This window comes from Oxalicibacterium faecigallinarum (genome assembly GCF_014635705.1).
Lineage (GTDB): Bacteria > Pseudomonadota > Gammaproteobacteria > Burkholderiales > Burkholderiaceae_D > Oxalicibacterium > Oxalicibacterium faecigallinarum.
In genome coordinates this window covers 172,127-198,779 of the sequence record NZ_BMDI01000002.1, presented here as the reverse complement: position 1 = coordinate 198,779, position 26,653 = coordinate 172,127, and the positions used below count along the sequence as shown (strand labels likewise).

Here is a 26,653-nt window from a genome sequence, read left to right as displayed (position 1 = left end):
TTTTGCGCTCGCTAATCTGAAACCACTTGATACCACAACGGTGTCTGGTTCGACCGCCCATGGCAGCCGAACAGTTTCTGTAACAACGCACTGCGTGGATCGCATCCAGTCGACCGGATGACGAAATCACAGTCGCGAAGACGACTGCCACGTTCGTTTAACTTCGTCTCTGGCCGCATCGGAGAGCGAGCACTCATGAGGAAGACATGGAATTACTGACTACCCCAGCATTTTGGGCTGCCCTAGGCAACATTATTCTGATCAACATCGTGCTGTCCGGCGACAATGCCGTCGTGATCGCACTGGCTGCCAAATCCCTGCCTGAAAAGCAGAAGAAACTCGCGGTTCTTTACGGGAGCGCTGCTGCCATCATCCTGCGTATTGTCCTGACGATCTTCGCACTGCAATTGCTGACGCTGCCTTATCTGAAACTGATCGGCGCTGCCGCCCTGTTCTACATCGGCGTCCAGTTGCTGGCAGAGGAGGATGGCGATGAAGATATCGAAGGCCACGCCAATCTGTGGGGTGCCATCAAGACCATTCTGATCGCCGATCTGGTCATGAGTCTGGACAACGTACTGGGCGTTGCTGCTGCAGCAAACGGCAATATCACCTTGCTGATCATCGGCCTGGCCATTAGCGTGCCGCTGATCGTATTTGGCAGCACACTGGTGCTGAAACTGATGGAAAAATTCCCGATCATCATCACCTTGGGTGCGGGTCTGCTTGGTTATCTGGCCGGTGAAATGCTGTTCTCGGACACCGCCGTGCAACCGTGGATCCATGATCACATTCCACACCATGAGGTCGCCCTGTTTGGCAGCAGCCATCTGAGCCTGCCAGGTCTCGCACTCGCAGCGGGCGTAATCGTCATTGGCACCTACCTGTCGAAACGTCACAACAAACCTGCTGCTGCATAAAACAAACGTGGCAGCAATGCCACTACTGTTGCAAAAAAGAGTCGGTCACACCCACAGTGTGCCGACTCTTTTTTCATTTTCCTTCACAGAAATTTAACAACCCGTCCAACGCGCTAAAATTTTCTTATCTGAAAGTCATGATCCGTCACGATATCGGTGGCGGCAATCAACGGACTCAAGCCGAGTACAAGTTGCGTCAACACATCTGCCGGCAGGTGCCATCGTTGTCCCTGCTGCATGGCTCCGCCGGTTGCCGCAGCAATCGCCGGCGCTACCCATGCAGCGTCTTCCGGCACATCAAGTACGACGTCACCCTCTTGCGTGGTGTGCAGATAAATCGTGCCGCCCAATGCAAGATGAAAACTCAGGCCGCAACGCTCCGATTTGCTCTTGCCGGCATGCCGCTGCAAGTGTCGATTCTGATGATCAATCCACGTTTCCACATCGTAAGTTGTCTTTAGAACGATCCACGGTCGCTCGGTCGTGGAATCAAATTCCTCGTCTTCCAGGTTTGCCATACTGATTCTGTTCCCATCGAATTGAGACAAGTGCAAAGGGCATGCTATCCTGCCGGCTGATTTACCTTGTCTGATTGCTGTTCATGACCACCAACGAATCCACGTCAACATCCACCGATACACCGCGCACGCTCCTGAAAGAGCTGCAGGAAAAATTTTCCGTCTTTGGCGAATGCCAGCCACTTGCCATCGGCATCGACAAGCAGTTGTTCGCCGAACGTCCGGACGTCAGCCGCAAGATGCTGCGTACCGCGCTCGGTATCCATACCAACTCGCTGCGTTATCTGAAAGCGATGGAAAAAGCGACCGCACGTTTCAATCTGGATGGTTCGCAAGCCGACGAAGTCACGGAAGAACACCGTCAGCATGCCGCCAATACGCTGAAAGAACGCTTCAAGAAAAATGCCGAACAACGCAAGGCACAACGTCAGGCAGAAGAAGCGCAGCGCAAAGCGGAAGAAGCCGAACGTCAGCGCGCTGACAAACTCAATCAGCTTGCCGCCAAATTCTCCCGCAAGCATTAAGCGTGCTGCTGCTTGCGGCGGATTCTTACCAGTAAGTCCACAACATCTTTGCCGCCAGCACATACAGCAGGCAGGCAAAGATGCGCTTGAGCGTCACGACGGGCAAGCGATGCGCCAGTCGCGCGCCCATCGGTGCGGTAAAGACACTGCCGCAAACAATCCCTACCAGTGCCGGCAGCAGAATAAAGCCCATGGTGTAATCGGGCAAACCCTCCACACGCCATCCCGAAATGGTATAGCCAATCGTTCCAACGATCGCGAGTGGAATTCCCATCATCGCGCCGGTCCCGATCGTCTTCTTCATCGGCACGCCACACCACAGCATGAACGGCACGGTAAGAAATGCGCCGCCGGCCGACACCAGTCCGGCAACGGCGCCGATCAACACACCGACCAGAAACAAGGGAATCGCCGATGGCAAGGTGCGCGCCGCCGTCGGTTTTTTATTGAGGATGATCTGCGTCGCGCCAAAAATCACGATGACGGCAAAACTCAATGCCAGCATACGCTGCGGAATCCATGCGGACACCGAGGTTGCCAGCAGACTGCCCACCAGCAAACCCGGCGTCATGCGTTTGACGATGGTGAAATCGACACCATCGAATTTCAGATGCTCGCGTACGCTGGAACTGGACGTAAAGACAATCGACGCCATGCAGGTCGCCAGCGCCATATGGACGATATGGTCGGGCGCAAAGTGCTGTGCCGCAAACAACGCCGCCATGATCGGCACCAGCGTCATCCCGCCACCAATTCCCAGCAGTCCGGCCAAGACGCCGACAAATGCACCTGCCAAAACATAGGCCGCAAACCAGATCATCGCTTTTCCTTCATGAGAACATGCAACTCGGCAAGGGCAACCATACAGACGGAAATATCGGAATTTCTTTTATGAACAACAAGGTGATGCACAGCAACATCAAGGGAGGCAATTATACGATTTGCATTCCGTCACAGAGCATAAAAAGTCCGTCATTTTCAACTCTGCAGTAAACTAGCGCCGCTGCACTTCCATTAATGATCAATCTGTACACAAATTGTCCGAAACCACCACCACGATTCCACCTGAAAACAAACGTTCACTGCTGGGTGCAGTGGCAACGTTTCTTTACCTGATTGCCGTCTCGCTGATTATTCTGGTGGTCTGGAGCGTCTGGCAAACACGTGTACAAACCCTCAATCAAAGCAAAGGTGCCACCGCCAATCTGGCCCTTGCGCTCTCGCAGCATGCAAGCAATACCATTTTGGCTTCCGGCACCATCCTCCGCAATGTCGTCCGCGAAGTAGAGAAGAATGATGTTCGCCTGACGTCACCACATGACTTGCATCTCTTCCTGAAAGATACGATTGTCGATCAGCCCATGCTGTCGAATCTGGTGGTGTACGACGCACAAGGCAAAACGGTTGCCAACTCCGGATCCCGCAATTCACCCGATGCCACTGTTGCCGATCGCGCTTACTTTCAGTTTCACAAGGATTCGAACGATCGGGGCCCGCATGTTGGCGGTCCGATCGTTGGTCGCCTCACCAATGAATGGGTGATGACCGTCTCGCTGCGACTCAACGATCCTCTCGGTGGATTTGCCGGCATTGCATTAGCGTCGGTGCGTGTCGATTTTTTCAGAAAGTATTACGAGAAATTCGATATCGGCAATTTCGGTACGATCCTGCTGGCATCCGACACCGGTGAGCTGTTTGTACGCCTGGCACAGAAAGATGTGCCGGTGGGTACCAGCATCGCCAATGGGCCGCTGTTCAATGAATATCGCACCAAAGGCCCGACGGGCACCGCCATGCTGGTTGCGCGTCTGGACAATACCGAGCGTCTCTACAGTTATCGTCATCTGGAACAGTATCCGCTGATCGTTGCAGTGGCGCTGGCAAAGGAAGATATCTTTGCCACATGGCAGGCACAGACCTATCAGATCATCTCCATCACCACAGGATTGTTGCTGTTACTTGGCATGATCGGTTTCCGGCTGGTCTACATGATCACCGCCAAGGATGCGATCGAAGATGAATTACGCAGCGCCAAGGATCAGTTGCAGGAATTGAACGGCGAGCTGGAAACGCTGGCGTCGCTCGACAGCCTGACAGGATTGGCCAATCGCAGAAAGTTTGACGGAACGCTCGCCATCGAATTCAATCGCGCCCTGCGCAATCACACATCGATTGCCCTCATCATGCTCGACGTCGATTGCTTCAAGCAGTACAACGATCTGTACGGCCATCCGGCGGGAGATGAGTGTCTGCGTCAGATCGGACGCGTACTACGCGAACAGGGCCCTAATCGCGCAACCGATTTACCCGCGCGCTACGGTGGGGAAGAGATGGTGATACTGCTGCCTGATACCGATCGCACGGGCGCTGTCGCCATTGCCGAGCGTATCCGTTTGGCTATTCGGGAACTGGCGATCGTGCACCAGGCCAATCAAAACGGCATCGTCACGATCAGTGCAGGCGTCGCGGCTTGCACGCCACAGCATGCAGAACACACCGCTGCGCAGTTGATCAAGGCAGCCGACGCCGCCTTGTATGAAGCCAAGGCCACTGGCCGGGATCGCGTCTGCAGCAATGATGTGGCGTCAACATCCGCTGCCTGACAATCGATACGATCAGGGCCGCTGCATACGACAACTCGTTTTGAGTGCTGTCTGGGCCGATGGCAGATAACGCTCGGTACGGAATCCGTAGCCACTGCCTTCGTTATCAAAACGAATACCGCCATCCTGGATACGCCGCATCACCGACACATACAAGGGTTGGATCAATTGATGGTCTTCTGCCCGCATCATCGCATCGTGAAAACTGTTGTGATAAGACGCCCCTTCCAAGGCGCGCGCGACAGCAATCGCCTCTGTTGATCCCGCCTTCTCAATCGCCTTGACCAGCATATCGATCATGACATGCATACGCAGCAAGAGATAATCATCCTGCGGTTGCGGATAACGCTGACGGAATCGTTGATAGAACCGATCGCTTGCATTGTCTGTCTGCATTCCGCCAACATTCGGATGCCACTCCGCAACTGCACGCACACGATCCACGCCAGCATCACCGATGGCAGCAGGCGCGCCAAGACTATTGCCGTAAAAGGTATAAAACTTGGCATCCAGACCAAATTCCTTGGCGGCTTTAACAAGCAGCGTCAAATCATTGCCCCAGTTGCCGGTCATGACCGTATCCGCACCGGCGGCCTTGATCTTGGCAATGTAAGGTGCAAAGTCCTTGATCTTGCCAATCGGATGCAGTTCGTTGCCGACAATGCGGATGTCCGGTCGCTTGGCACGCAATTGCTGACGCGCCGCTTCCGCCACCATGCGACCGAAGCTGTAATCCTGACCAATCAGGTACACCCGACTCGCTTGCCGGTCACCGCGAATGACTTCAGTCAGGGCATGCATGCGCATGTCGGCATTGGCATCAAAACGAAAATGCCAGAAACTGCACTGACTGTTTGTCAATGCCGGATCGACAGCGGAATAATTAAGAAACAGCACACGCGCATCCGGTGCGCGTCGATTGTGTCGCTCGATCGCATCGACCAGCGCCGCCGCCACCGAGGAGCTGTTCCCCTGCAAGACGAAGCGAATATGGCGGTCCGTCAGGCGACGCAACTCGATGAGTGACTCTTCAACACCCTGCTTGTTATCGAAAATCTCGAGCCGCAATGGATGCATGCCGTCCGGCAGACGCACTCCGCCACGCGCGTTGACATCCTCAATCGCCATTTGCAGATTGCGCACAACCGCCTCACCTGCATTGGCAAAAGGCCCGGACATGCCCTCGATCATGCCCAGCGAAATAGGTGCTGCGGCGTATGCGGAAACAGCAACGCAGCTCAAAAACGAAATCAGTAACTTCTTGATCAACATACTTGTCCAGCAGGTGCAATAAACCGTCATTTTACGTGTTGGATTTCCATCCCGGGACAGCCCGCAATCAGGCGCTTGCCGCTACACTAGCGCGATGACATCGGCTGCATACTCATTCTCCACGTCCAGACAGAAAAACATGCGCTGGCATTGGGTCGTCATGCTGCTTCTGTCTGTACTGTTGCACCTGATTTTTATCGGCAGCGTCAGCGACCTGATCGCCTTTCCGTCCAAAACAGCACCACAGGACCATCCTGCATCCAGTGTTGTCTCTGCCGCGCTGATCGCACCGCCTGCACCACCACCGGCCATGCCGCAGGTCAAGGCGGCAACGATCAAACCCAAACCTGTCAAACGCCCACCACCAGCGGAGCAGGAGCCTGCTTCAAATGCCACGCCCTTTGCCGAAGCCGCAGGCACCCCGACAGGAGAGTCGGAAGGTGTGACGACAGAAGCTGCATCGTCATCAGAGCAACCAGAAAAGGCTACGACAGAAAACGGCCCCGCATCAGAGAGTTCCCCCACCTATCGCATCGCCTTACTGCCGTCAGCCCAGTTGAAATTCGATATTGAAAAGACGCCAGCCAATGGTGCGTCCATGCATGGCAGCGGTACGATCGACTGGCAAACCGACCAACAGCGCTATGAAATCAGTGGCGACTTCGGCGTATTGTTCATCACTGCCTTGCGGTTCAAGAGCAGGGGAACCATCGAACAGACCGGCATCGCCCCCGAACTGTATGCAGAAAAACGCATGCGTCGCTCCGAAACCAATACGCATTTTCATCGCGAACGCCATACCATCAGTTTTTCTGCCTCGACAAACAATTATCCGCGACTGGGTGATGAACAGGATCGCGCCAGCATCATCTGGCAGGTTGCCGCCATCGGTCGTGGCGATCCCGCGCAGTTTTATCCGGGCGCCGTCATTCCGATTACCGTTGCCGGCACGCGCGATGCCACTCCATGGCAGATCACGATTGTTGGCAACGAGCAAATCGACGTCGATGGCAAACCACTCGCAGCATGGCGCTTGTTACGCGCACCGCGTCCCGGCTCCTATGACCAGACGCTGGAATTCTGGCTCGCGCCGGAAATCGGCTGGTATCCGGTGCGCTTGCGCTATACCGAACCTAACGGCGACGTGCTGGATATGGTGATGCGTCGTCTGAACGTTTCCGCCCCATTGCAGTCTGATTGACAACAACATTCCATTTGGTGACCCCATGAAGTACAAGGCATCCTCCGCATTTTCTCTCTTGTTCGTGACGAGCATGCTGCTCGTGCCCTCCACGCAAGTATTGGCCCAAAAGGCAAGCAGAACCGCCAACGTACCGCCCTCGGCCGATCTCACCTACGCCATTAGCGCCGTGCAAAAAGGTTTGTCACTCAACGGCAATGCCTCCTTGCAGTGGCGTGCTGATGACGGACGCTATTCAATTGCAAGTGAAACGCGTGCGTCGATCGTGGGCAAGATTCTGGAATCAAAAAGCGAAGGACGCATCGACAGTAACGGACTAGTGCCACAAACGTCCGTGGAAAAACGCTTCCGTAAAGAAGCCACCACAACGACGTTTGATCGCGATGCAAACGTCATCCGCTTTTCTGCCTCTGATCAAACCTATCCAATCAAGGGGGGTGAACAAGATCGAAATAGCGTGATCTGGCAACTGGCCACCATCGCACGCAGCACACCTGCCAAATTCAAGAGTGGCTCGACCGTTTCCGCCTTTGTAGCCGGTCAAAAGAATGCCGAAGCCTGGTCCTTCAAAGTTGGCAAAGCTGAAAATATCAAGACAGGAATCGGGGATATGAGCGCGGTCAAAGTCAGCAAGGTTGCAGGCACGGACAAGGATCAGAAAATCGATCTGTGGCTGGCACCATCGCAAAACTGGTATCCGGTACGTATCCGCTTTTCCGAACCGGATGGCGACTTCATCGAACAAACCATCAGCAAAATCACCACACCATAACCCGGCCGCCCTTACAGATTTATAATCGCGGTGATTCGATGGCGCCATGGTGGCGCCATCCTGCTTCCGACGATCAAGGGCAACATGATTTCTCAAGAGGGCGCATTGGTTCTTTTCAGTGGTGGTCAGGACTCCACCACTTGCCTGGCCTGGGCACTCGACCGCTATGCGCATGTGGAAACCATCGGTTTCGACTACGGCCAGCGTCATGCAGTGGAACTGGCCGTCCGCCCGACAGTCCTGCAAAAAATCCGCACGCTTTCCGTTGACTGGGACCAGCGGCTTGGCAACGATCACATGATCGATCTATCGCTCATCGCGCACATTTCAGATACGGCGCTGACCAGCAATATGGAAATCGCCATGCAGGAAAACGGTTTGCCAAACACCTTCGTGCCAGGCCGCAATCTGCTTTTCCTGACAACGGCCGCGACCGTTGCCTACCGGCGTGGCTTGAACGTTCTGGTCGGTGGCATGTGTGAGACCGATTTTTCCGGCTACCCCGACTGTCGCGATGACACGATCAAGGCGTTACAGGTTGCACTCAATCTTGGCATGGCGACCCGCCTCAAACTGGAAACCCCCTTGATGTGGCTGGATAAAGCCCAGACATGGCAACTAGCCCAAGCGGCGGGCGGAAAGAAACTGGTCGATCTGATTCGCAGCGAAACCCACACTTGCTATCTGGGTGAACGTGGCACCCTGCATGATTGGGGCTACGGCTGCGGCACCTGTCCTGCCTGCGCATTGCGGGCGCGTGGCTATCAACAGTTCGCGACCGGAAAAACAGACTGACAGATGCACGTAAAAAAGGCAGCCAGGGCTGCCTTTTCTTCTTCAATAACGCTGTGCTGGTGGCGGGACAACAGGGACCGGCTCATAAGCTGGCGCAGGAGGTGGTTCCACTGGTACGGTGGTACGCGTTTCGCGGTAGATGCCGCCTGACTCCACGCTACCTGAAGCGGTACCCGCTCCCTGCACGCGCCGGATACAGTCATCACGGTCTGCCGGCGGCAAAACGGAACAGCGCTGGGAGGCATTATTGTCGTAAGACGAGCTCTCGGTCAGATTGCCACGCTTGGCCTCACCGCGCGCCGCAGCGGCTTCGCGCAGGCAGGTTGCACGATCCTGGTGTGACGTGCCATCCAGACAGGCGGCGCGCTCCTTTTGGTATGTATCCGTCGCTTTGGCGTCTGCCGCATTCGCCGACGAACCGAACGCAACGCTCGCTGCCATCAGGGAAAAACCGATCAGATATTTGCGGGTCATGCCCTTTACATGATGGTGGTAAGACATGGTGCCTCCTCGCTTTGTAAATGGATAAAAATCACGGTAAAGTTTAGGCATGGCACGACAGCCCGTATGTACGGTAACCGACTTACGGCAACCATTCAAAGAATAACAATATGCCGGTCCACATGCCCATTTCCAGCAGCTTCAGTGCATACTGTGCAGAGACAACCACAGCCGGACCGACGTCATGACAGGGATCGCAAACATTCATGCAATCAGATAAACCGCCACGCAAACATTTTTCGATGCTGCGGGAATTCCATCTCGCGGACTTCTTCACGCTTGGCAATGCTGCCTGTGGTGTGGCTGCGGTCTTCTTCGCCATGTTGTACATGGGCAGCCAGTCGCTTGATCACTTCTATGCAGCCGCGGCAATGGCACCGGCGGCTTTTATCTTTGATGTACTGGATGGCCGTATTGCACGCTGGCGCCAGCAGCATTCCGCTCTGGGACGCGAACTGGATTCATTGGCGGACATCATTTCATTCGGTGTGGCACCCGCTACTCTCGGTTTTGCCGCCGGCCTGACCGGAGGCTGGGACTGCGCAATCCTGATTTATTTCGTGTGCTGCGGTGTCAGCCGACTGGCGCGCTTCAATGTCACGGCAGAAACGCTGTCCAATGACAGCGGCAAAGTCGCCTACTTTGAAGGCACGCCAATCCCGACCAGTGTGGTGCTGACCGGCGTGCTAGCTTGGCTGGCCTCTCAGTCACTCGTTGGTGACGCCTTGTGGGGCGGGACCTGGATGATCGGGCCTTGGCAGCTCCATCCTGTCTCGCTGCTATTCGGATTGTCTGGCACCTTGATGATCAGCAAAACACTGCATATTCCAAAGTTCTGATCACGCCAGCTCGTAGGAAAATGGCAAGTTCGGTGTGATTTCGCACGGAAAGGGTTGATGATTCGCCAGAAGATGGCACTCGCCAGACGACATTTTGCATGTAAGCAAGCTTGCTACAAATGTAACAATCCGTAAATGAAGTTGGGGATATAAAGCATTCGGCATTCAATGGTTGGACTGCGCATTCGTCTTGATAGGGGAGTATCAAATGAACGCTAAACACCTGATTACCATTTCCGCCTTATTTTTCAGCCATCTTGCACTTGCGCAATCTGTTGTGCCGGCAAGCATTCAAAAAAACGCCTCCATGCCGAACCTGCAGGTTTCCAATCCGGTTCAAAGCATCACCAAGGCAGAAGCAAAACATGCAGGCATCACGTTGATTGTCGAGAATTTTGACAAGATCGACGCCAACCGAGATGGCATCGTCACCCGCGCAGAACTACGTTCCTATCTTTTGGCCAATCGTCGTCACGTACCGATGACTTGAGCACTTGTATAACGCCTGCACGTACCCAAAGCCACTGTTAGTCAGTGGCTTTTCCGCATCTGGCCAGACAGGCCTTGACCATGGAAACACGTTGCTGGTGAATCGCCTCTGGAATACGTTCTGGCTGATCCGGATAACGTTGTCGTGTCGCCGCAGCCACCAACCCGCCGTCCACCGTTTGTGCACTCTCCAGTGCAGCGGTCAGATAGGCACGCTGCGGAAACGCGCGATCCGCGAAACCGGTTCTGCCTCGGTGGTCGCATTCCGCCGCGGCCAACATGTCAAGAAAACGCTGTGGCTTGCGAAAGGCATCACAACGCTCGAACAACGCGACGATCGTGGTCGCGCGCAATTCCATCGCACGCCCTACATTGCCGTGCTCCCGCGCTGTCATCAACGCCAGATCACGGCATTCATTGGGAAGGCGCAAGCGTTTGCTGACGGCTTCCACCAGACGTGCGCTGTGCATTTCATGTCCGTGATGACGGGGCCAGAGTTCTGGCGGTGTCACCCCCTTACCCAAATCATGTAACAACGCCGCGCACCGGATCGGCAGACTCAGATGCTGGCTGGCTGCATAATCAATCACCATCATGATGTGCACGCCCGTATCGATTTCCGGATGATGCTGGGCCGGTTGCGGCACACCCCACAACACATCCAGCTCCGGCAGAATGCGCTGCAGGGCACCGCAGTCACGCAACACGGCAAACATGCGCGATGGCCGCACTTCCATCAGACCTCGTGCCAGCTCCTGCCAGACACGTTCTGGCACCAGTGCATCCACTTCCCCCTGCGCCACCATCTGCTGCATGAGGCAGTTGGTTTCTTCCGCAACGGTGAACTCGGGAAACCGAGCCGCAAACCGCGCCACGCGCAGGATACGTACGGGGTCTTCCGCGAATGCCGGCGACACATGGCGAAACAGACGCTGCGACAGATCAGTCTGGCCGCCGAACGGATCGACGATGCGACCATCCTCATCCTGTGCCATCGCATTGATGGTCAGATCACGCCGGATCAGATCCTCTTCCAGCGTGACATGGGCATCGGTATGAAAAACGAATCCCTTGTAACCGGGCGCCGTCTTGCGCTCGGTGCGTGCCAGCGCATATTCGGCACGCGTATCAGGATGCAGGAAAACCGGAAAGTCTTTGCCAACGGGCCGGTAACCGAGTTGTACCATCTGCTCAGGCGTCGCGCCCACCACGACGTAATCCTTGTCCTTGACCGGCACACCGAGCAAGGCATCACGGACGGCTCCGCCAACAACATAGGTTCTCATGCCGGATCAGGATAGTTGTCGTACTTCGCGATATGCGTGGTCTCAAGCTCGGCGGCATTGATCCATTGCGCTACCGGCGGATATGCAAGGACGCGCTCCACATAAGCGTCGAGCAACGGTCCCAGCGACACATCATAGGTGCGAAAACGTGTCGCCACGGGGGCAAAATAGGCATCGGCAATCGAAAACTCACCAAACAGAAAATCGTTGGGACCCGACACGGCCAGGCAGTCCTCCCAAATCTCGCTGATCCGTCCGATATCGGCCTGAGCACCGACCGTACGCCCTCGACCGGGAAAACGCGCGCGAATGTTCATCCACATCGCGCTGCGCAGATCACGAAAGCCAGCATGCATTTCGGCACAGATTGACCGTGCAATGGCGCGCGCGCTTACATCTTCCGGCCACATGCGTTTTTCCGGGAACTGCTCGGCCAGATATTCACAGATCGCCAGCGAATCCCAGATTGCTGCTTCCCCCGTCAGCAGGATAGGGACACGGCCCGACGCAGAGTAATGCGTAATCTGCGCAGCGGTATCGTCTCTGTCGAGCAGTACCTTAATTTCCTGAAAAGGAATATTGAACGCCGTCATCAATACCCATGGCCGCATGGACCACGACGAATAATTCTTGTTGGCGATGACGAGCTTGAGACCGCTGTTTTCCGCATCGCTGAGAGCCAGCGATACGCCCGGATCGAGTTCGGTGGTTTGCATAGGGTCTGACATCAATCAGGGAAGCGTACTCGGCACGAAAGCTGCGGGCCCGACCATCCCGAGTCGCGCCTTGAGCGACTGCGGACGATTCTCGAACATGGCCGCGTAGTAGGTGGCGTTAGACAGCACCTTCTTCACGTAATCACGCGTTTCGGAGAAGGGAATCGACTCCGCAAAGATGGCGCCTTCCACCGGTTGTGCCAAGGTGGAACGCCATGCACGCGGGCGCCCCGGCCCTGCATTATAGGCAGCCGTTGCCATCGTTTGCGAGCCTTCCAGATCGCCAAGGACCATGTTCAGATAATTTGTGCCGAGCAGCACATTGGTTTCGATCTCATTCACACGAGCGGGCGTGAAATCGTTGTAACCGATCCTCTTCGCCACATAACGCGCCGTCGCCGGCATCAACTGCATCAGGCCGGAAGCACCGACATGCGAACGTGCATCACGCACAAAGCGCGACTCCTGACGAATCAGGCCATAAACCCATGCCATCTCAAGTTGCAGACGCTGCGTCGCCGTCGCCATCACTTCGCGATGGGGAGTCGGAAAGCGTTGATCGTAATTGACTTCAACCACGGTGCGATCCGACGTATTAACCATGCGATCCAGTACATCATTGCGACGCGCGAATTCGGCTGCTGCAAGCAACTGTCGTTCGTTCATGCCACGCAGTTCCCAGTTCCATTCGCGGTAGCCTTCAAAGCGCAATCCCAGTTCAAAGAATTTGAACGCACGCTTGAAACCCGCGTTGTTTTCCATGGGCGCAAGTTCTGCTGCCGTCACCGCGGCAGCACGTGGCGGAATCGTTGTACGCTGGCCCAATTCCTCCAGCGCCAGTTGTCCGTAAAATCCGGGCTGGGAAGCAATCGATTGCCATAGCGTGATGGCTTTTTCTTTCTTGTCATCCTGCGCATAAGCGCGTGCCAGCCAGTACGTCCAGGTCGGATCATTACGCAGCGCATTCGGCATCATTTCAATCCCGTGTCGCACCAGTTTCCAGTCACCGGCACGCAAGGCCGAACGAATCTTCCATTCGTGCGCTTCGACAGACAACGGCGCATCGCCTGCCTTGCGCCAATACTCGACTGCCTCCGGTTGCAGTTTTCGCGCTGATTGCAAAGCAATCTGCGCCCAAGCCAGCTTTTGCTGCTTGTTGTTCAGGCGTTGCCCATCGTTCGACATCAATGCATCGGCAGCCTGCTGAGGGTTGTTCCGCGCCACACGGCCCAGCGCCACGATATACACCTCGTGCTTGACGCGACGGAAACCCGGGCCTTTGGCAACAATCAGCGCAGGTTTGTCGATGGCTGTCATCAGGGAACCATCGTCAATGCCTGACAGTGGTACCAGCCGGCGGACGAAATCCGCATTGCCGGTATCAGCAGCCAGACGAATTTGCGCCCACAGGTCGTCCTCGTCAAACTGCTTGGTTTCCATCAGCAAGGCAATCAGCGCAATGCACGCTTCGCCAAAATCTTTGGGCACCGCCAGCAACGCACGCGCCTCGTCAGCGACATTGCCTCCCTTGAGTGCCTTGGACATCAATGCATAACACTTGAGCTGCGTATCATCATTCAGGACGAACATGGGATACTGCGCATCAAAGGTCGCCCAGTCGCGACGCTTGCCCAGCTCCAGCAACCAGTCGTTGCGCAAACGATCTGCAATCGCCGTGCCACGATATTGATCGATGAAGCCCAGCACATCGGAAGCCGAGGCATCCTTGATGCGCGGACGAATCTGGTAATAGTCAACGTAGGAAGGAATCGGATAATTACCAAGGCCGGCGGCAATCTCAGCTGCCTTGGTGGCGTCGCCACGGCGCGAGGCATCGCGCAAAGCCAGAAAAGCATCATCAGCACTGGCGAAGCCGGCAACACGTTGTGCCTGCGCGGCAGGAACAAAAGCCGCTACGGAAACGGCTGCGAACAGAAAGCGGGTCAGCACTTTTTTTACAAACATAAACTTCTCGATCCTTTCGATGGTCTGGCCCAGCCGTGCGCGCCAACGACGGCTTGCGCATTGACGGCTAGAATAGCACGCGACGTCAAGCAATAAACAACGATACGCACGCATCAATACAGGCAAAAATACATGCAGAAATCCGAGCTGAGAAAGCCCTTGCTGGTACAACGCTCCAGCCTTGATCACGATGACAAGATCCGCATGGATCAGGCCATCGGCAACCGCCTGCTCGACTGGATACAAACCCACAAGCCCGCCGTGCTGGGCGTGTATTCACCCATGCGGGGCGAACCGGATCTGCAGGTAACGTTTCTCGCCCTGCACAAGCAGGGCATACGTCTCGCGTTGCCCACGGTTGTGAGTGACAATGCCCCATTAAAGTTCGTGGAATGGCTCCCCGGCGAAGCAATGATCAAGGATCGATTTGGTGCCATGATGCCGGCCGCCGAACGCGATGAAATCTTTCCCCACGCGCTGGTAATCCCTTGTGTCGGGTTCAGCCAGCAACTGTTTCGCCTTGGCTATGGGGGCGGCTTCTATGACAGGACGGTCGCGCGTGCGCCACGACCACACATGGTTGGTGTCGCCTATGCGTTTAGTCTGATCGAGTTCGAAGCAGACTCGTTCGATATTGCGATGGATTGCGTTCTGACAGAGAGGGAAGCGCTGCGTTGATCTGCCATGATGCGCAGACATAAAAAAACGGAGAGCCACGATCGGCTCTCCGTTTTTCTTGATCTCACACTATTACTTTGCGGACAGATTGAGCCGCGACCAGATCGCATGGGTTGCCGCAGCCTGATTCAATGAGTAGAAATGCAGACCCGGCGCGCCGCCCGCCAGCAAGCGCTCACACAGATCCGTCACGACATCGAGCCCAAACGCACGGATCGAGTCGGCATCATCGTTGTACGCGGCCAGCTTCAGGCGAATCCAGCGCGGAATCTCGGCACCGCAGGTATCCGAGAAACGCATGAGATTCGCATAATTGGTAATGGGCATGATGCCGGCGACAATCGGCACATCGGCACCGGCTTTGTTCGCATCGTTCACAAACCGAAAATAGGCATCCGGATTGTAAAAATACTGCGTGATTGCCGAGTTGGCGCCGGCCTTCACCTTGCGCACAAAATTGGTCACGTCATCCTGCGGCGATTTTGCCTGTGGATGCATTTCCGGATAAGCCGCCACCTCGATATGGAACCAGTCGCCGGTTTCGGCACGGATGAATTCCACCAGTTGATTGGCATGATGAAACTCACTTGAGGACATATCCATCGCACCGTAACCGCTCGGCAGATCGCCGCGCAAGGCGACGATACGCTTGATGCCATGGGATTTGTACTCTTGCAAAATGGCGCGCAAGCTTTCGCGCGAGCTGCCAATGCACGAAAGGTGCGGCGCTGCATCATGGCCCGCCTTGCGGATTTCCAGCACGGTATCGAGCGTACCGTGCTGGGTCGAGCCACCCGCACCAAAGGTGACGGAAAAATATTTGGGATCGAGCTCCCCCAGCTTGGCGCAGGTTTCACGCAGCTTCTCGACACCAGCCGGTGTCTTTGGGGGAAAAAACTCGATACTGAAATTCTGTTGTGTCATTTTTCTTGTAATAAAAGCGAGGACAGCACCCACGAAATGACGCTGTACACAATCGCGCCAAAGAAGGCTGACCAGAAGCCTGCCACATGGAAGCCGCTTACCAGCTCAGATGCCGCCCAGAACATCAGCGCATTGATCACGAAGATAAACAAACCAAGAGTCAGCAGGGTTGCCGGCAAGGTCAGCAAGATCAGGACCGGCCGGATCAAGGCGTTGATCAGCCCCAATACCAGCGCTGCAATGATCGCCGTGCCAAATCCGTCGATGCGGATCGACGACATCAGAAAAGGCAGCGCAAACAGCGCAGCCGCATTGATTGCCCAGATGATTAATAAACGCATGTCATTCTCCCCTTGAAGGATACCCGGCACGAACCGGTTATCGACAAATTGCCTAGTCTGACATCAGACAAGGCAGGCAACGCAATGAAGCCTTGCTTGAGCGTATGACCAGATTTAGTAACGATAGTGCTCTGGCTTGTACGGACCAACCTGCTTGACGCCGATATACGCCGCTTGCTCTTCGGTCAGCGTGGTCAGTTGCGCGTTCAGTTTCTTCAGCTGCAGGCGGGCGACTTTCTCGTCCAGATGCTTGGGCAGGGTGTAGACGCCAACCGGATAAGCACTGGTGTTCGTGTACAGCTCGATCTGCGCGATCGTCTGGTTGGCGAACGAGGAGCTCATTACATACGAAGGATGACCAGTACCGCAACCAAGGTTCACGAGGCGACCTTCGGCCAGCAGGATGATGCGCTTGCCATCCGGGAAGATGATGTGATCGACCTGCGGCTTGATGTTTTCCCACGTGTATTTCTTCAGCGCGGCGACTTCGATCTCGTTGTCGAAGTGACCAATGTTGCAGACGATGGCCTGGTCTTTCATCTTGGTCATGTGGTCATGCGTGATGACGTGGTAGTTACCGGTACAGGTGACGAAAATGTCGCCGTGTTCAGCCGCATAATCCATCGTCACGACACGGTAGCCTTCCATCGCCGCCTGCAACGCGCAGATCGGATCGATTTCGGTCACCCAGACTTGCGCCGACAAGGCACGCATCGCTTGCGCCGAGCCCTTGCCGACGTCACCGTAGCCAGCAATGACAGCGATCTTGCCGGCGATCATCACGTCGGTCGCACGCTTAATACCATCGACCAGCGATTCGCGGCAGCCGTACAGGTTGTCGAACTTGGACTTGGTGACCGAGTCATTGACGTTGATCGCAGGGAAAGCCAGCTTGCCTTCCTTGTGCATTTGGTACAAACGATGCACACCGGTCGTGGTTTCTTCTGTCACGCCCTTGATTTCTTTCAGACGCTTCGAATACCAGGCCGGATCGATCGCCAGATATTTCTTGATCGCGGCGTACAGACAAACGGCTTCTTCCGAATCCGGATTGTTCAGAACACTGATGTCTTTCTCAGCACGTGCACCCAGGTGCAACAGCAGTGTTGCATCACCACCGTCATCGAGAATCATGTTGGCTTGTTCGCCGTTCGGCCAGTCGAAAATACGGTGCGTATATTCCCAGTACTCTTCGAGCGTTTCGCCCTTGATCGCGAACACCGGCGTACCGTTCGCAGCAATCGCGGCAGCGGCATGATCCTGCGTCGAATAGATGTTGCACGATGCCCAGCGAACCGATGCGCCCAATGCTTCCAGCGTCTGGATCAGGACGGCCGTCTGGATCGTCATGTGCAGCGAACCGGTGATGCGTGCGCCCTTCAATGGTTGCGCCGCCGCGAATTCTTCACGGATGGCCATCAGGCCAGGCATTTCGGTTTCGGCGATGCGAATTTCCTTGTTGCCCCAGTCAGCCAGCGAGAGGTCGGCAACAATGTAGTCTTTGGAATTGGAATTCAGTACTGCGGCGTTCATCACGCCCTCCTTTCGTTAGAAAAAAAGAAAACGTGAGCGCAGTTGCAGATGAGACATGCATCAAGCCTGGCAGGAAGATTTCCTGTCGCAACGCTCCTTGATGCGGGTTGCCATTTTAATCGAAAAACCTGTACAAGGCACCTGCCTGCCTTGCGACTCTGGTTAAATGTTGCCGGCAGTGCTAGCCAGCATCAGCGCGCTGGTGAGCCCAGCCCCGCTTTAGCCGAGCGCGCGCTGGATTTCGCTTCCTTGACCGGATCCTCCTGCGGCTCGACCTTGTCATTAATCCAATTCAGCATATCCACCCAGATGCGCCGCACCTCCGCTTTGGGTGGCATTTTTTGCGCATTGGGCAATTCAATCGTGATCACCGGCACATTTTTATGGACACCGCTGTAATTGCCCAGCGACCCCGGATAGATGCCGACGCGATTGAGCAGTAAACGACCGAACTTGCGTGGCGGCTGCGCCGGGCCGTCAAAATCCAGCACACCATACGGTGCATGGACGGAAATGATCACGTCCGGCTTGAAGACCTGCATTTCATGTTCCACCCAACGACTTTCCGGCTCGGACAAAGGCGCTTTGCCGGGGAAACGACGTGGATCAGAACGTGTACGTGTCTGCCAGTATGCGGGGGCTTCCGCCTCCCAGTCCGGCGTCGGAAAATTGCGATTCAGATCAACCCCATTCGCATTCATGCGTGACGCTTTTTTTGCCAACAAGCCATCAGGGTTCACCACCGGCATGATGCGCCATCGAATGCTTTGGGCAATCGGGCCAGACATCCCGTCCAGCCAGCGATAGACAATCGCGGCCGATGTCAGCTCATCGCCGTGGATGCCGCCCATCAGCAACACACGCAAGGGACGTTTTTTCTTCCCTTTGCCATTGGCTTTCACATCTTTTGCCAACAGCGGAAAACCTTGCAGGGAATGGCGGCCGGTCGGTAAAAATCCTGCCTGCTCGCATGCACTTTGCGTCACTGTCGGCATGCGTGGAATCAACCGCTCGCACCATTCGGCAGGTTTCAACTCCACAGACTTGGCAGCGTACGCAGACATCGGCGCTAACACCGCCGCGACTGCCATAAGCAAGGCAGGAACAATCAGGTTGGCATTCAACATGCAGGCATTCCACAAACAAAAAGGCCGGCCAATCCTTGGATTGATCCGGCCCGCACTTCAAACAGGTTTACAGTCCTGCTGCTGCACGCAAGGCAGCTGCCTTGTCCGTGCGCTCCCAGCTGAACTCGGGCTCTTCACGACCGAAGTGGCCGTATGCTGCCGTCTTGCTGTAAATCGGACGCAGCAGGTCCAGCATCTGCACAATCCCTTTCGGACGCAGGTCGAAATGTTCCTGTACCAGTTGCGCAATTTTTGCGTCACTGATCTTGCCCGTGCCAAAAGTCGTCACCATGACCGACGTCGGCTTGGCAACACCAATCGCATACGAAATCTGAATTTGCGCACGTTCTGCCAGGCCGGCAGCAACGATATTTTTCGCCACGTAGCGACCCGCGTACGCCGCCGAACGATCAACCTTGGAAGGATCCTTGCCGGAGAAGGCACCACCGCCGTGTGGTGCTGCGCCGCCGTAGGTGTCAACGATGATCTTGCGACCGGTCAGACCGCAATCGCCTTGCGGGCCGCCGATAACGAAACGGCCGGTCGGATTGACTAGGAAACGTGTGTCTTTCAGCCATTCCGCAGGCACGACCGGCTTGATGATGCTTTCAATGACCGCTTCTTCGATCTGCTTATGCTGCATTTCCGGCGCATGCTGGGTCGACAGCACGATCGTATCGATCGACACCGGACGACCATCTACGTAGCGCAGGGTAACCTGTGATTTGGCATCCGGACGCAGCCATGGCAAACGACCATCCTTGCGCAAATCTGCCTGGCGTTCGACGATGCGATGCGCATAATAGATCGCTGCAGGCATCAGTTCCGGCGTTTCGTCACAGGCATAACCAAACATCAAGCCCTGATCGCCTGCCCCCTGATCAAGGTCGATACCCGCGCCTTCGTCCACACCTTGTGCGATGTCAGGCGACTGCTTGTCGTACGCGACCAGCACGGCGCAGCTCTTGTAATCGATACCGTAGTCGGCATTGTCATAGCCGATACGCTTGATGGTGTCGCGTGCAACCTTGATGTAATCGACGTTGGCGGTCGTGGTAATTTCACCAGCCAGTACTACCAGACCGGTGTTGCACAGCGTTTCTGCAGCAACACGCGCTTTCGGATCTTGTTCAAAGATCGCGTCGAGGATGGAATCGGAGATTTGATCCGCAACCTTGTCAGGATGGCCTTCGGAAACGGATTCAGAGGTAAACAGATAATCATTTGCCATGATGGCAGGACTCCCTGGCAACTACAGTTGGTCAAATGTCGCGGCCAACCTGGCGAGCCTGCGACGCTTTAGCGAAATTTATATACCGCCTCGCAAGTTGTCATTAACTCGGCGGGTAACACTTTGTGCTATTTTACGCGTCTTGAATCAAAACGGCAAAATCTCGCGACGAATCTCGCGGGACCCGCGCTGACGGCATGCTTGTCTTACTCTTCCGCCTCCTTTCCTATCTGCCTTTGCCGGTTCTGCATGCCCTCGGCGTCGCAGCGGGCTGGCTGGTCTATCTCGCCTCACCGCGTTATCGCAAGCACCTGCGTAACAATATTCATCAGGCTGGTCTTGGTCAGCACTTAAGTGCAGCCATTGGCGAAGCCGGCAAGAACGTTCTTGAACTTCCCTTCATCTGGTGTGCCGCACCGGAACGTGTGTTGCGTAGCGGTCGTATCGAAAACTGGGCGGTCGTCGAAGCCGCGCGCGCTAAAGGCAAGGGGCTGCTTTTTCTGACCCCTCACCTTGGCTGCTTTGAAATCTCAGCCCAACTGGCTTCGGTACATGAACCCATGACCGTCATGTATCGCCCGCCCAAACAGGCTGCACTCAAACCATTAATAGAAGGCGCCCGTGCACGCACCAACCTGTCGCTGGCACCTGCGAATCTGAGCGGCGTGCGCAGCCTGTTCAAGGTGCTTAAACGCGGCGGTGCGATCGGCGTACTACCGGATCAGGTCCCGCAAAATGGTGAAGGCGTCTGGGCGGATTTTTTTGGCAAACCAGCCTACACCATGACACTGCCGGGGAAGCTGGCGGAAATGACGGATGCGGCCATTGTGCTCGCCTATGCCGAACGCCTGCCGCGTGGCAAAGGGTATGTATTACACATGAGCAGCTTTGAACTGCCAACCGGACTTTCGCCGCAGCAGCAGGCAACCGCCATCAACGCTGCCATGGAAAAATTGATCTTGCGCTGCCCGGCGCAGTACTTCTGGAGCTACAACCATTACAAAGTACCCTCGGGCGTGACCCCACCCGATGCGCAATCTGATGGGAAGGAAAACTGACGATGCGTATTGCACTGGCGTTTCTGTGGCTATTGCACTGGCTGCCCTTGTGCGTGATCGGCCGTTTGGGTGAAGCGATTGGCCGCTTTTTGTATGCCTATAAGAAAAAACGCCGCCACATCACCCTCACCAACCTGCGCTTATGCTTCCCGGAGTGGAGCGAAGCGGAACGTGAAGCCGTCGCGAAACAGCATTTTCAGGCGTATGCGCGCAGCGTACTGGAACGCGGTATTCTCTGGTGGGCATCCGAAGCGCGACTGCGTCGGCTGATCCGCATCGAGCCTGGCGTGCCAGTCGAACAAATCGCTGCCAAGCCGACCATTTTGCTGTGCCCGCATTTCGTCGGGCTGGATGTGGCTGGCGTGGCCGTCATGCTCGAATCGTCGCTCTGTTCGATTTATACCAAGCAACTCAACGATGCTTTCGACAAAGTGCTGCGCAAAGGCCGCTCCCGCTTCCGTCCGGTCAAACTCTTTTCACGGGAAGAAGGCGTCAAGCCCATCATTCGTGCCATGCGCGAAGGTCTGCCCTTCTTCATGCTGCCTGATATGGATTTTGGCGCCAGGGATGCCGCCTTCGTCCCCTTTTTTCATACGACGGCCGCAACACTGACTGCGCCGGCCCGTATTGCTGCGGCAACGGGCGCGCAGGTCATTCCCGTCATTGCGACCTATCGACCCCATTACGCCGGCTGGGTCGTGCGCTTTTATCCGGCATGGGAAGATTACCCGGGCGATGATCTGATCGAGGCAACACGTCGCATGAACCGCTTCATCGAAGCGCGCTCTCGCGAGGTGCCAGCCGAGTATTTCTGGACGCATAAGCGCTTCAAAACACGTCCGCCAGGCGAACCCGGCGTGTACTGATCGCCACACACCAGCGCGATCAGGATGACCTTTCCCCTGACGTCTTGATCACCGATCACTATAATCATTCTATGAAACTCAAGTTCACCAAAATGCACGGTGCCGGCAATGATTTTGTCGTCGTCGATGCCATCAACCAAGACATTCACCTGACACCGGAACAATGGCGTTTTGTCGCCGATCGTCGTTTCGGTATCGGCGCCGACCAGATTCTGGTGGTTGAAAAACCGCAAAGCGACGACGTCGATTTCCGCTACCGTATCTATAACGCCGATGGCGGCGAAGTCGAACAATGCGGCAACGGCGCACGTGCCTTCGTCCGCTTTGTGACCGAGAAGGGTCTGACCGACAAGCAGGCAATCCGTGTGCAGACCATGAGCGGCATCATCGAACCACGCCTTGAAGCAGATGGTGGCATCACGGTCGACATGGGCGCCCCCATTCTCGATCCGGCACAAGTGCCCTTCAACAACGAAGGCTTGTTGGGCAAGGTCGAAGGCGACGAGACACTCTGGCCACTCGAACTGCCTGGTGGCACCTGCTGGGTTGGCGCCGTTTCCATGGGCAATCCGCATGCCGTGCAGATCGTCAACGATGTCGACAAAGCCCCCGTACAAGAGCACGGCACCTTGATCGAACGCCATCCGCGTTTCCCACGTCGCGTCAACGCCGGCTTCATGCAGGTCATCAATCCGCATGAAATCAAGCTGCGCGTATTCGAACGCGGCGCCGGTGAGACACTCGCATGCGGTACCGGCGCGTGCGCTGCCGTGGTTTCGGGTATCCGTCGTGGCATGCTGTCATCGCCGGTCAAGGTGCATACACGCGGCGGCGACCTGTCAATTGCATGGGCTGGCGACAATCAGCCGGTCATGATGACCGGCCCCGCCGTCACAGTCTTCGAAGGTGAGATCACGCTGTAAGGGTATCGTCATGCCTGACCGGCTGTTGCCGCATGACGATGGTTGTCGGTTAAAATCCCCGCACACTTTGTCGGCATTCGACCGGCGCACCACACATTCTCAGGAAAAAACGCTCCATGGATTCTCAAGCCGTTGCCGACTATCTGTTGAACAATCCCCAGTTCTTTGAAGAACATGCCGAAGTATTGGCACAGGTTCGCCTGTCCAGCGCACTTGGCGCACGCACCCTTTCTCTGCAAGAGCGCCAGATGGACGTCATGCGCGAGAAATTCAAGGTCATGGAACTGCGTCTGGCAGAACTGATGCGTATCGGACAAGAGAACGACCAGATTTCCCAGAAATTTCAGGTGTGGACACGCGACTTGCTTGTTGCGCGCAATGATGTCGATCTGCCGCACACGCTGACCAGTGGCCTGCAGCGCACCTTCGATGTCCCGCATGTCACCTTGCGGCTGTGGGGTGTTGCCGAAGCGTTCTCGCATGCTTGGTTTGCCGCGCCGGTCTCCGACGATTCGCGCCTGTTTGCCAGCGGCATGACGGTACCGTTTTGCGGTGCCAACAACGACTTCGAAGCCACCACCTGGTTTGAAGAAGCACCGGCCATTCAATCGGTTGCACTGATCCCTCTGCGTCAGGAAGACAGTGGCAAGGCATTCGGCCTGCTGGTGCTCGGCTCCCCTGATGCGGCACGATTCACCGCCGACATGGCAACCGACTTCCTCGACAACATTGGCAAAACTGCCAGTGCTGCGCTGACCAGTCTGCTCGACTAAACCTCATGTCTGCCGCCAACCTTGCCTGGATAGACGACTACCTCGACTATCTGGCGGGACAGCGGCAACTTGCCGCACTGACGCGCAACGCGTATCGCCGCGATCTGCTTGAACTGGCTACGTTGGTAACGCAACCGAAGCCGCACGCCGTCCTGACCGAAGTCGATCACTTCCAGATTCGCAAATTGACTGCGCAATTGCATAGTCAGGGATTGAATGCACGCTCGATCGCCCGCAAGCTTTCCGCATGGCGCGGTTTTTTCGACTGGCTGGCAGAACAGCATGCGATCGCTGCCAATCCTGTCGCGGGCATCAAGGCACCCAAGCGTAACAAGACGCTCCCCAAAGCACTCTCCGCAGATGATGCCGTGCGGCTGGTTGCCCACGAGGGCGTAACAAGTACGCAGTCAGCCATGCAAAAGTGCAATCACGCGATGTTTGAATTGTTGTATTCGAGCGGCCTGCGCGTTTCCGAACTGGTCGGACTGGATCTGCATTATGTGAAGGAAGAGCGTTACGTTTCGCAAGGCTGGATCGATCTTGATGCACAGGAAGTGACGGTTACCGGCAAAGGCAGCAAAATGCGCAGCGTACCGATAGGACAAGCAGCGGTCACCGCCTTGCACGACTGGCTGGGTGTACGCGCCACACTGATCAAACTGGATCCATACCCGCTGTTTCTCAATGAGCGCGGCGCACGGATCTCCGCCCGGGTCTTGCAGTTGCGGCTGAAATCACACGGACAAACCATCGGTCTGCCGACCAATGTACACCCGCACGTCCTCCGCCATTCCTTCGCGTCTCATGTATTGCAGTCATCGGGCGATCTGCGTGCGGTACAGGAAATGCTCGGCCACGCGTCAATTTCTGCCACGCAGATTTATACTTCACTGGATTTTCAGCGTCTGGCGCAGGTCTACGATGCCGCCCATCCGCGCGCGAAGAAAAAATCAGGCAAATAAACGCCTTCATCGCAGCCTCCTTGATGTCATCGCCAACAATCACATGCAACTCAATTGCATATACGGCATAATCGTGCTGTTGCCTCCCGAAGTATCACCATGAAAAAGAATGCTCCCGATTTTCAGTCGCTTGCTGAAGAACAACTCCGTAGCTCATCGCTACGCACGACCGATGCACGCATCAGGGTACTAGCCACCCTGCTCGGCGCACGCCACGCACTGTCGCATCAGGATGTGCAGGACAAACTGGTCGATATGGATCGCGTCACCCTGTATCGCGCCCTGGATGGCTTAACCGATGCGGGGCTGGCACATAAGATTTCCGGCGACGATCGCGTCTTCCGCTACAACGCGGGCGTGGAAGAAACGGAAGCCGGTCACGGTCATGCCCATCATCACCAACATGGACATTTCAAATGCACACGCTGTGCAAAGGTTTTCTGCATCGACAATGTGGATGAAAAACTATTCAACACTGATATGGATAGCAAACAGGGCAATTCCAGCCTGACCTTGCGCCAGCAATTGCAAAAAATCCTGCAAAGTACATTGGGCAAAGGTTTCCAGAGTCACGAAGTGGAACTTACCATCAAAGGCTGGTGCGCGGAATGCGCTCTGCAAGCCAAGTAACTGTCATTGAAAGCGATACATGGCCCTGATTCCCGCTACCATTCTTACCGGCTTTCTTGGCGCCGGCAAAACCACGCTGCTCAATCGCATCCTGCACGAACCACATGGTTTCAAGATTGCGGTGATTGAAAACGAGTTTGGCGAAGAAAACATCGACAATGAAATACTCGTACAGGAGAGTCGCGAACAGATCATCGAAATGAACAACGGCTGCATTTGCTGCACCGTGCGCGGCGATCTGATCATGGGACTGACCGATCTGGCACGCCGTCGCGCCGCTGGCGAGCTGCAGTTCGATCACGTCGTCATTGAAACCACCGGCCTTGCCAATCCGGGACCGGTTGCACAAACCTTCTTTATCGATGAAGAAGTCGCCGCCGACTATCTGGTCGATGCGGTTGTCACGGTCGTTGATGCACGCCACGCCATGCATCAGCTGGATACCTACGAAGAGGCACAGCGTCAGGTCGGGTTCGCCGACAAACTGCTGCTTTCCAAAACCGATCTGGTCGATGGCGCCGCGCTCGAAAGATTGACGGCACGGTTACGCCACATCAACCCGCGCGCACCGATCGTTACCAGCGATTTCGGCAAGGTTGCGATTGCAGAAGTCCTTGATCTGCGCGGCTTCAACCTGAACGACAAGCTCGAACTCGATCAGGATTTCCTGTTGGCAGACGACCATGCACATGACCACGATGATCATGCATGCGGCGCAGATTGTGGTCACGAGCATCACCACCATGACCACAATCACCATCAGGGGCACCACAGCGATAGCATCACAGCCTTTGTCTTTCAGGCAGATCGTCCGTTTCAGGCTGAAAAACTGGACGAGTATCTGGGCATCATCGTGCAAGTCTATGGGCCGCGCATGCTACGTTACAAAGGCGTACTGTGGATGGATGGCGCCGACCGAAAAGTCATTTTTCAGGGTGTACACCAGATCATGGGGACCGACATTGGCGCCAAATGGGGTGAAAACGAGCCAAAAGGCAGCAAAATGGTTTTCATCGGACAAAATCTCCCGAAGGAAACTTTTATTCTCGGTTTGAAACAATGTCTGGTATAAACTAGCGTGGTTGATTTCGTGCGGCAGGCCGCAAGACGCGAGGCTGTCGTCGTTTGAGCGTGGTAAGGTTCATCAAGGACAGGGGACTATGAACGCAACCGTCACAAAAGCTGCGAAAAGCACAAAAAAAGCTG

General features: G+C 55.7%; 28 protein-coding genes and 1 riboswitch. Of the genes, 16 read left to right on the top strand and 12 right to left on the bottom strand.

Features of this window, described 5'->3' with window-relative positions:
* Positions 1 to 206: 206 nt before the first annotated feature.
* Positions 207 to 920, top strand: a complete 714-nt coding sequence (locus IEV29_RS10970) for a TerC family protein (protein WP_188381344.1) — start codon at positions 207 to 209, stop codon at positions 918 to 920.
* Between the two features lie 113 nt (positions 921 to 1,033).
* Here IEV29_RS10970 and IEV29_RS10965 read toward each other — a convergent pair whose 3' ends face one another.
* Positions 1,034 to 1,438 (bottom strand): hypothetical protein, encoded by a 405-nt coding sequence (locus IEV29_RS10965; protein ID WP_188381343.1) that lies wholly within the window; start codon positions 1,436 to 1,438, stop codon positions 1,034 to 1,036.
* Positions 1,439 to 1,521: 83 nt separating this feature from the next.
* Here IEV29_RS10965 and IEV29_RS10960 point away from each other — a divergent pair, with 83 nt between their 5' ends.
* Positions 1,522 to 1,962: a ProQ/FINO family protein gene (locus IEV29_RS10960; RefSeq protein WP_188381342.1), complete on the top strand. Its 441-nt coding sequence runs from the start codon at positions 1,522 to 1,524 to the stop codon at positions 1,960 to 1,962.
* Positions 1,963 to 1,987: 25 nt separating this feature from the next.
* Here IEV29_RS10960 and IEV29_RS10955 read toward each other — a convergent pair whose 3' ends face one another.
* Positions 1,988 to 2,782: a sulfite exporter TauE/SafE family protein gene (locus tag IEV29_RS10955; RefSeq protein WP_188381341.1), complete on the bottom strand. Its 795-nt coding sequence runs from the start codon at positions 2,780 to 2,782 to the stop codon at positions 1,988 to 1,990.
* Between the two features lie 217 nt (positions 2,783 to 2,999).
* Between IEV29_RS10955 and IEV29_RS10950 the strand changes: the two genes are divergently transcribed.
* Entirely contained in the window at positions 3,000 to 4,565 is a 1,566-nt protein-coding gene (locus IEV29_RS10950; RefSeq protein WP_188381340.1) for a sensor domain-containing diguanylate cyclase, read from the top strand.
* Between the two features lie 12 nt (positions 4,566 to 4,577).
* Here IEV29_RS10950 and IEV29_RS10945 read toward each other — a convergent pair whose 3' ends face one another.
* A complete protein-coding gene (locus tag IEV29_RS10945) occupies positions 4,578 to 5,837 on the bottom strand; it encodes a branched-chain amino acid ABC transporter substrate-binding protein (protein WP_188381339.1) in 1,260 nt (419 codons plus the stop codon).
* Positions 5,838 to 5,976: 139 nt separating this feature from the next.
* On the opposite strand from IEV29_RS10945, the gene IEV29_RS10940 reads away from it, so the two are divergent.
* From IEV29_RS10940 to queC, 3 genes are all read left to right on the top strand, one after another.
* Positions 5,977 to 7,038, top strand: coding sequence for a DUF3108 domain-containing protein (locus IEV29_RS10940; RefSeq protein ID WP_188381338.1), 1,062 nt, complete (start codon positions 5,977 to 5,979; stop codon positions 7,036 to 7,038).
* Between the two features lie 25 nt (positions 7,039 to 7,063).
* Entirely contained in the window at positions 7,064 to 7,810 is a 747-nt protein-coding gene (locus IEV29_RS10935; RefSeq protein WP_188381337.1) for a DUF3108 domain-containing protein, read from the top strand.
* Between the two features lie 84 nt (positions 7,811 to 7,894).
* Entirely contained in the window at positions 7,895 to 8,605 is a 711-nt protein-coding gene (gene queC / locus IEV29_RS10930; RefSeq protein ID WP_188381336.1) for a 7-cyano-7-deazaguanine synthase QueC, read from the top strand.
* A gap of 42 nt (positions 8,606 to 8,647) precedes the next feature.
* On the opposite strand, the gene IEV29_RS10925 is transcribed toward queC, so the two are convergent.
* Positions 8,648 to 9,106 carry a hypothetical protein gene (locus IEV29_RS10925; RefSeq protein WP_229726356.1) on the bottom strand — a complete coding sequence of 153 codons (459 nt, stop codon included), beginning with the start codon at positions 9,104 to 9,106 and terminating at the stop codon, positions 8,648 to 8,650.
* Between the two features lie 206 nt (positions 9,107 to 9,312).
* Here IEV29_RS10925 and IEV29_RS10920 point away from each other — a divergent pair, with 206 nt between their 5' ends.
* Both IEV29_RS10920 and IEV29_RS10915 read left to right on the top strand, forming a co-directional pair.
* Positions 9,313 to 9,945: a CDP-alcohol phosphatidyltransferase family protein gene (locus IEV29_RS10920; protein ID WP_188381335.1), complete on the top strand. Its 633-nt coding sequence runs from the start codon at positions 9,313 to 9,315 to the stop codon at positions 9,943 to 9,945.
* Positions 9,946 to 10,153: 208 nt separating this feature from the next.
* The gene (locus IEV29_RS10915; RefSeq protein WP_188381334.1) at positions 10,154 to 10,435 is read left to right on the top strand and encodes an EF-hand domain-containing protein; all 282 of its coding nucleotides are present in this window, start codon (positions 10,154 to 10,156) and stop codon (positions 10,433 to 10,435) included.
* A gap of 37 nt (positions 10,436 to 10,472) precedes the next feature.
* On the opposite strand, the gene IEV29_RS10910 is transcribed toward IEV29_RS10915, so the two are convergent.
* Genes IEV29_RS10910 through IEV29_RS10900 form a run of 3 tightly spaced genes read right to left on the bottom strand, consistent with a single transcriptional unit; the run spans position 10,473 to position 14,401 of the window.
* On the bottom strand, positions 10,473 to 11,720 hold the full coding sequence (locus tag IEV29_RS10910) for a multifunctional CCA addition/repair protein (RefSeq protein WP_188381333.1): 1,248 nt from the start codon (positions 11,718 to 11,720) through the stop codon (positions 10,473 to 10,475).
* Positions 11,717 to 12,436 (bottom strand): glutathione S-transferase family protein, encoded by a 720-nt coding sequence (locus tag IEV29_RS10905; protein WP_188381332.1) that lies wholly within the window; start codon positions 12,434 to 12,436, stop codon positions 11,717 to 11,719. Before IEV29_RS10905 ends, IEV29_RS10910 begins: the two co-directional genes overlap by 4 nt.
* 15 nt (positions 12,437 to 12,451) lie before the next feature.
* Positions 12,452 to 14,401, bottom strand: coding sequence for a lytic transglycosylase domain-containing protein (locus IEV29_RS10900; protein WP_188381331.1), 1,950 nt, complete (start codon positions 14,399 to 14,401; stop codon positions 12,452 to 12,454).
* A gap of 132 nt (positions 14,402 to 14,533) precedes the next feature.
* Between IEV29_RS10900 and IEV29_RS10895 the strand changes: the two genes are divergently transcribed.
* Positions 14,534 to 15,079, top strand: coding sequence for a 5-formyltetrahydrofolate cyclo-ligase (locus IEV29_RS10895; protein WP_188381330.1), 546 nt, complete (start codon positions 14,534 to 14,536; stop codon positions 15,077 to 15,079).
* A 72-nt stretch (positions 15,080 to 15,151) separates the two neighbouring features.
* Here IEV29_RS10895 and metF read toward each other — a convergent pair whose 3' ends face one another.
* The 5 genes from metF to metK all read right to left on the bottom strand — a co-directional run bounded on the left by metF (position 15,152) and on the right by metK (position 20,235).
* Positions 15,152 to 16,003 carry a methylenetetrahydrofolate reductase [NAD(P)H] gene (gene metF, locus IEV29_RS10890; protein ID WP_188381329.1) on the bottom strand — a complete coding sequence of 284 codons (852 nt, stop codon included), beginning with the start codon at positions 16,001 to 16,003 and terminating at the stop codon, positions 15,152 to 15,154.
* Entirely contained in the window at positions 16,000 to 16,344 is a 345-nt protein-coding gene (locus IEV29_RS10885; protein WP_188381328.1) for a phage holin family protein, read from the bottom strand. The genes metF and IEV29_RS10885 overlap by 4 nt, the downstream gene beginning before the upstream one ends.
* A gap of 114 nt (positions 16,345 to 16,458) precedes the next feature.
* Positions 16,459 to 17,877, bottom strand: a complete 1,419-nt coding sequence (gene ahcY, locus IEV29_RS10880; protein ID WP_188381327.1) for an adenosylhomocysteinase — start codon at positions 17,875 to 17,877, stop codon at positions 16,459 to 16,461.
* Between the two features lie 27 nt (positions 17,878 to 17,904).
* Positions 17,905 to 17,982, bottom strand: a riboswitch (S-adenosyl-L-homocysteine riboswitch).
* A gap of 86 nt (positions 17,983 to 18,068) precedes the next feature.
* A complete protein-coding gene (locus tag IEV29_RS10875; RefSeq protein WP_229726355.1) occupies positions 18,069 to 19,004 on the bottom strand; it encodes a M14 family zinc carboxypeptidase in 936 nt (311 codons plus the stop codon).
* Positions 19,005 to 19,071: 67 nt separating this feature from the next.
* Positions 19,072 to 20,235 carry a methionine adenosyltransferase gene (gene metK / locus IEV29_RS10870; RefSeq protein ID WP_188381326.1) on the bottom strand — a complete coding sequence of 388 codons (1,164 nt, stop codon included), beginning with the start codon at positions 20,233 to 20,235 and terminating at the stop codon, positions 19,072 to 19,074.
* Between the two features lie 197 nt (positions 20,236 to 20,432).
* Here metK and IEV29_RS10865 point away from each other — a divergent pair, with 197 nt between their 5' ends.
* The 7 genes from IEV29_RS10865 (at position 20,433) to IEV29_RS10835 (ending at position 26,519) form a co-directional block, all read left to right on the top strand.
* A complete protein-coding gene (locus IEV29_RS10865) occupies positions 20,433 to 21,293 on the top strand; it encodes a lysophospholipid acyltransferase family protein (protein WP_188381325.1) in 861 nt (286 codons plus the stop codon).
* A 2-nt stretch (positions 21,294 to 21,295) separates the two neighbouring features.
* Positions 21,296 to 22,159 (top strand): LpxL/LpxP family acyltransferase, encoded by an 864-nt coding sequence (locus IEV29_RS10860; RefSeq protein ID WP_188381324.1) that lies wholly within the window; start codon positions 21,296 to 21,298, stop codon positions 22,157 to 22,159.
* A 71-nt stretch (positions 22,160 to 22,230) separates the two neighbouring features.
* Positions 22,231 to 23,082, top strand: a complete 852-nt coding sequence (dapF, locus tag IEV29_RS10855; protein WP_188381323.1) for a diaminopimelate epimerase — start codon at positions 22,231 to 22,233, stop codon at positions 23,080 to 23,082.
* A gap of 116 nt (positions 23,083 to 23,198) precedes the next feature.
* A complete protein-coding gene (locus IEV29_RS10850) occupies positions 23,199 to 23,855 on the top strand; it encodes a DUF484 family protein (protein ID WP_188381322.1) in 657 nt (218 codons plus the stop codon).
* 5 nt (positions 23,856 to 23,860) lie between these two features.
* Positions 23,861 to 24,817: a tyrosine recombinase XerC gene (gene xerC / locus IEV29_RS10845; protein WP_188381321.1), complete on the top strand. Its 957-nt coding sequence runs from the start codon at positions 23,861 to 23,863 to the stop codon at positions 24,815 to 24,817.
* Between the two features lie 99 nt (positions 24,818 to 24,916).
* Positions 24,917 to 25,447 (top strand): Fur family transcriptional regulator, encoded by a 531-nt coding sequence (locus IEV29_RS10840; RefSeq protein WP_188381320.1) that lies wholly within the window; start codon positions 24,917 to 24,919, stop codon positions 25,445 to 25,447.
* A gap of 19 nt (positions 25,448 to 25,466) precedes the next feature.
* On the top strand, positions 25,467 to 26,519 hold the full coding sequence (locus IEV29_RS10835; RefSeq protein WP_188381319.1) for a CobW family GTP-binding protein: 1,053 nt from the start codon (positions 25,467 to 25,469) through the stop codon (positions 26,517 to 26,519).
* Positions 26,520 to 26,653 lie beyond the last annotated feature (134 nt).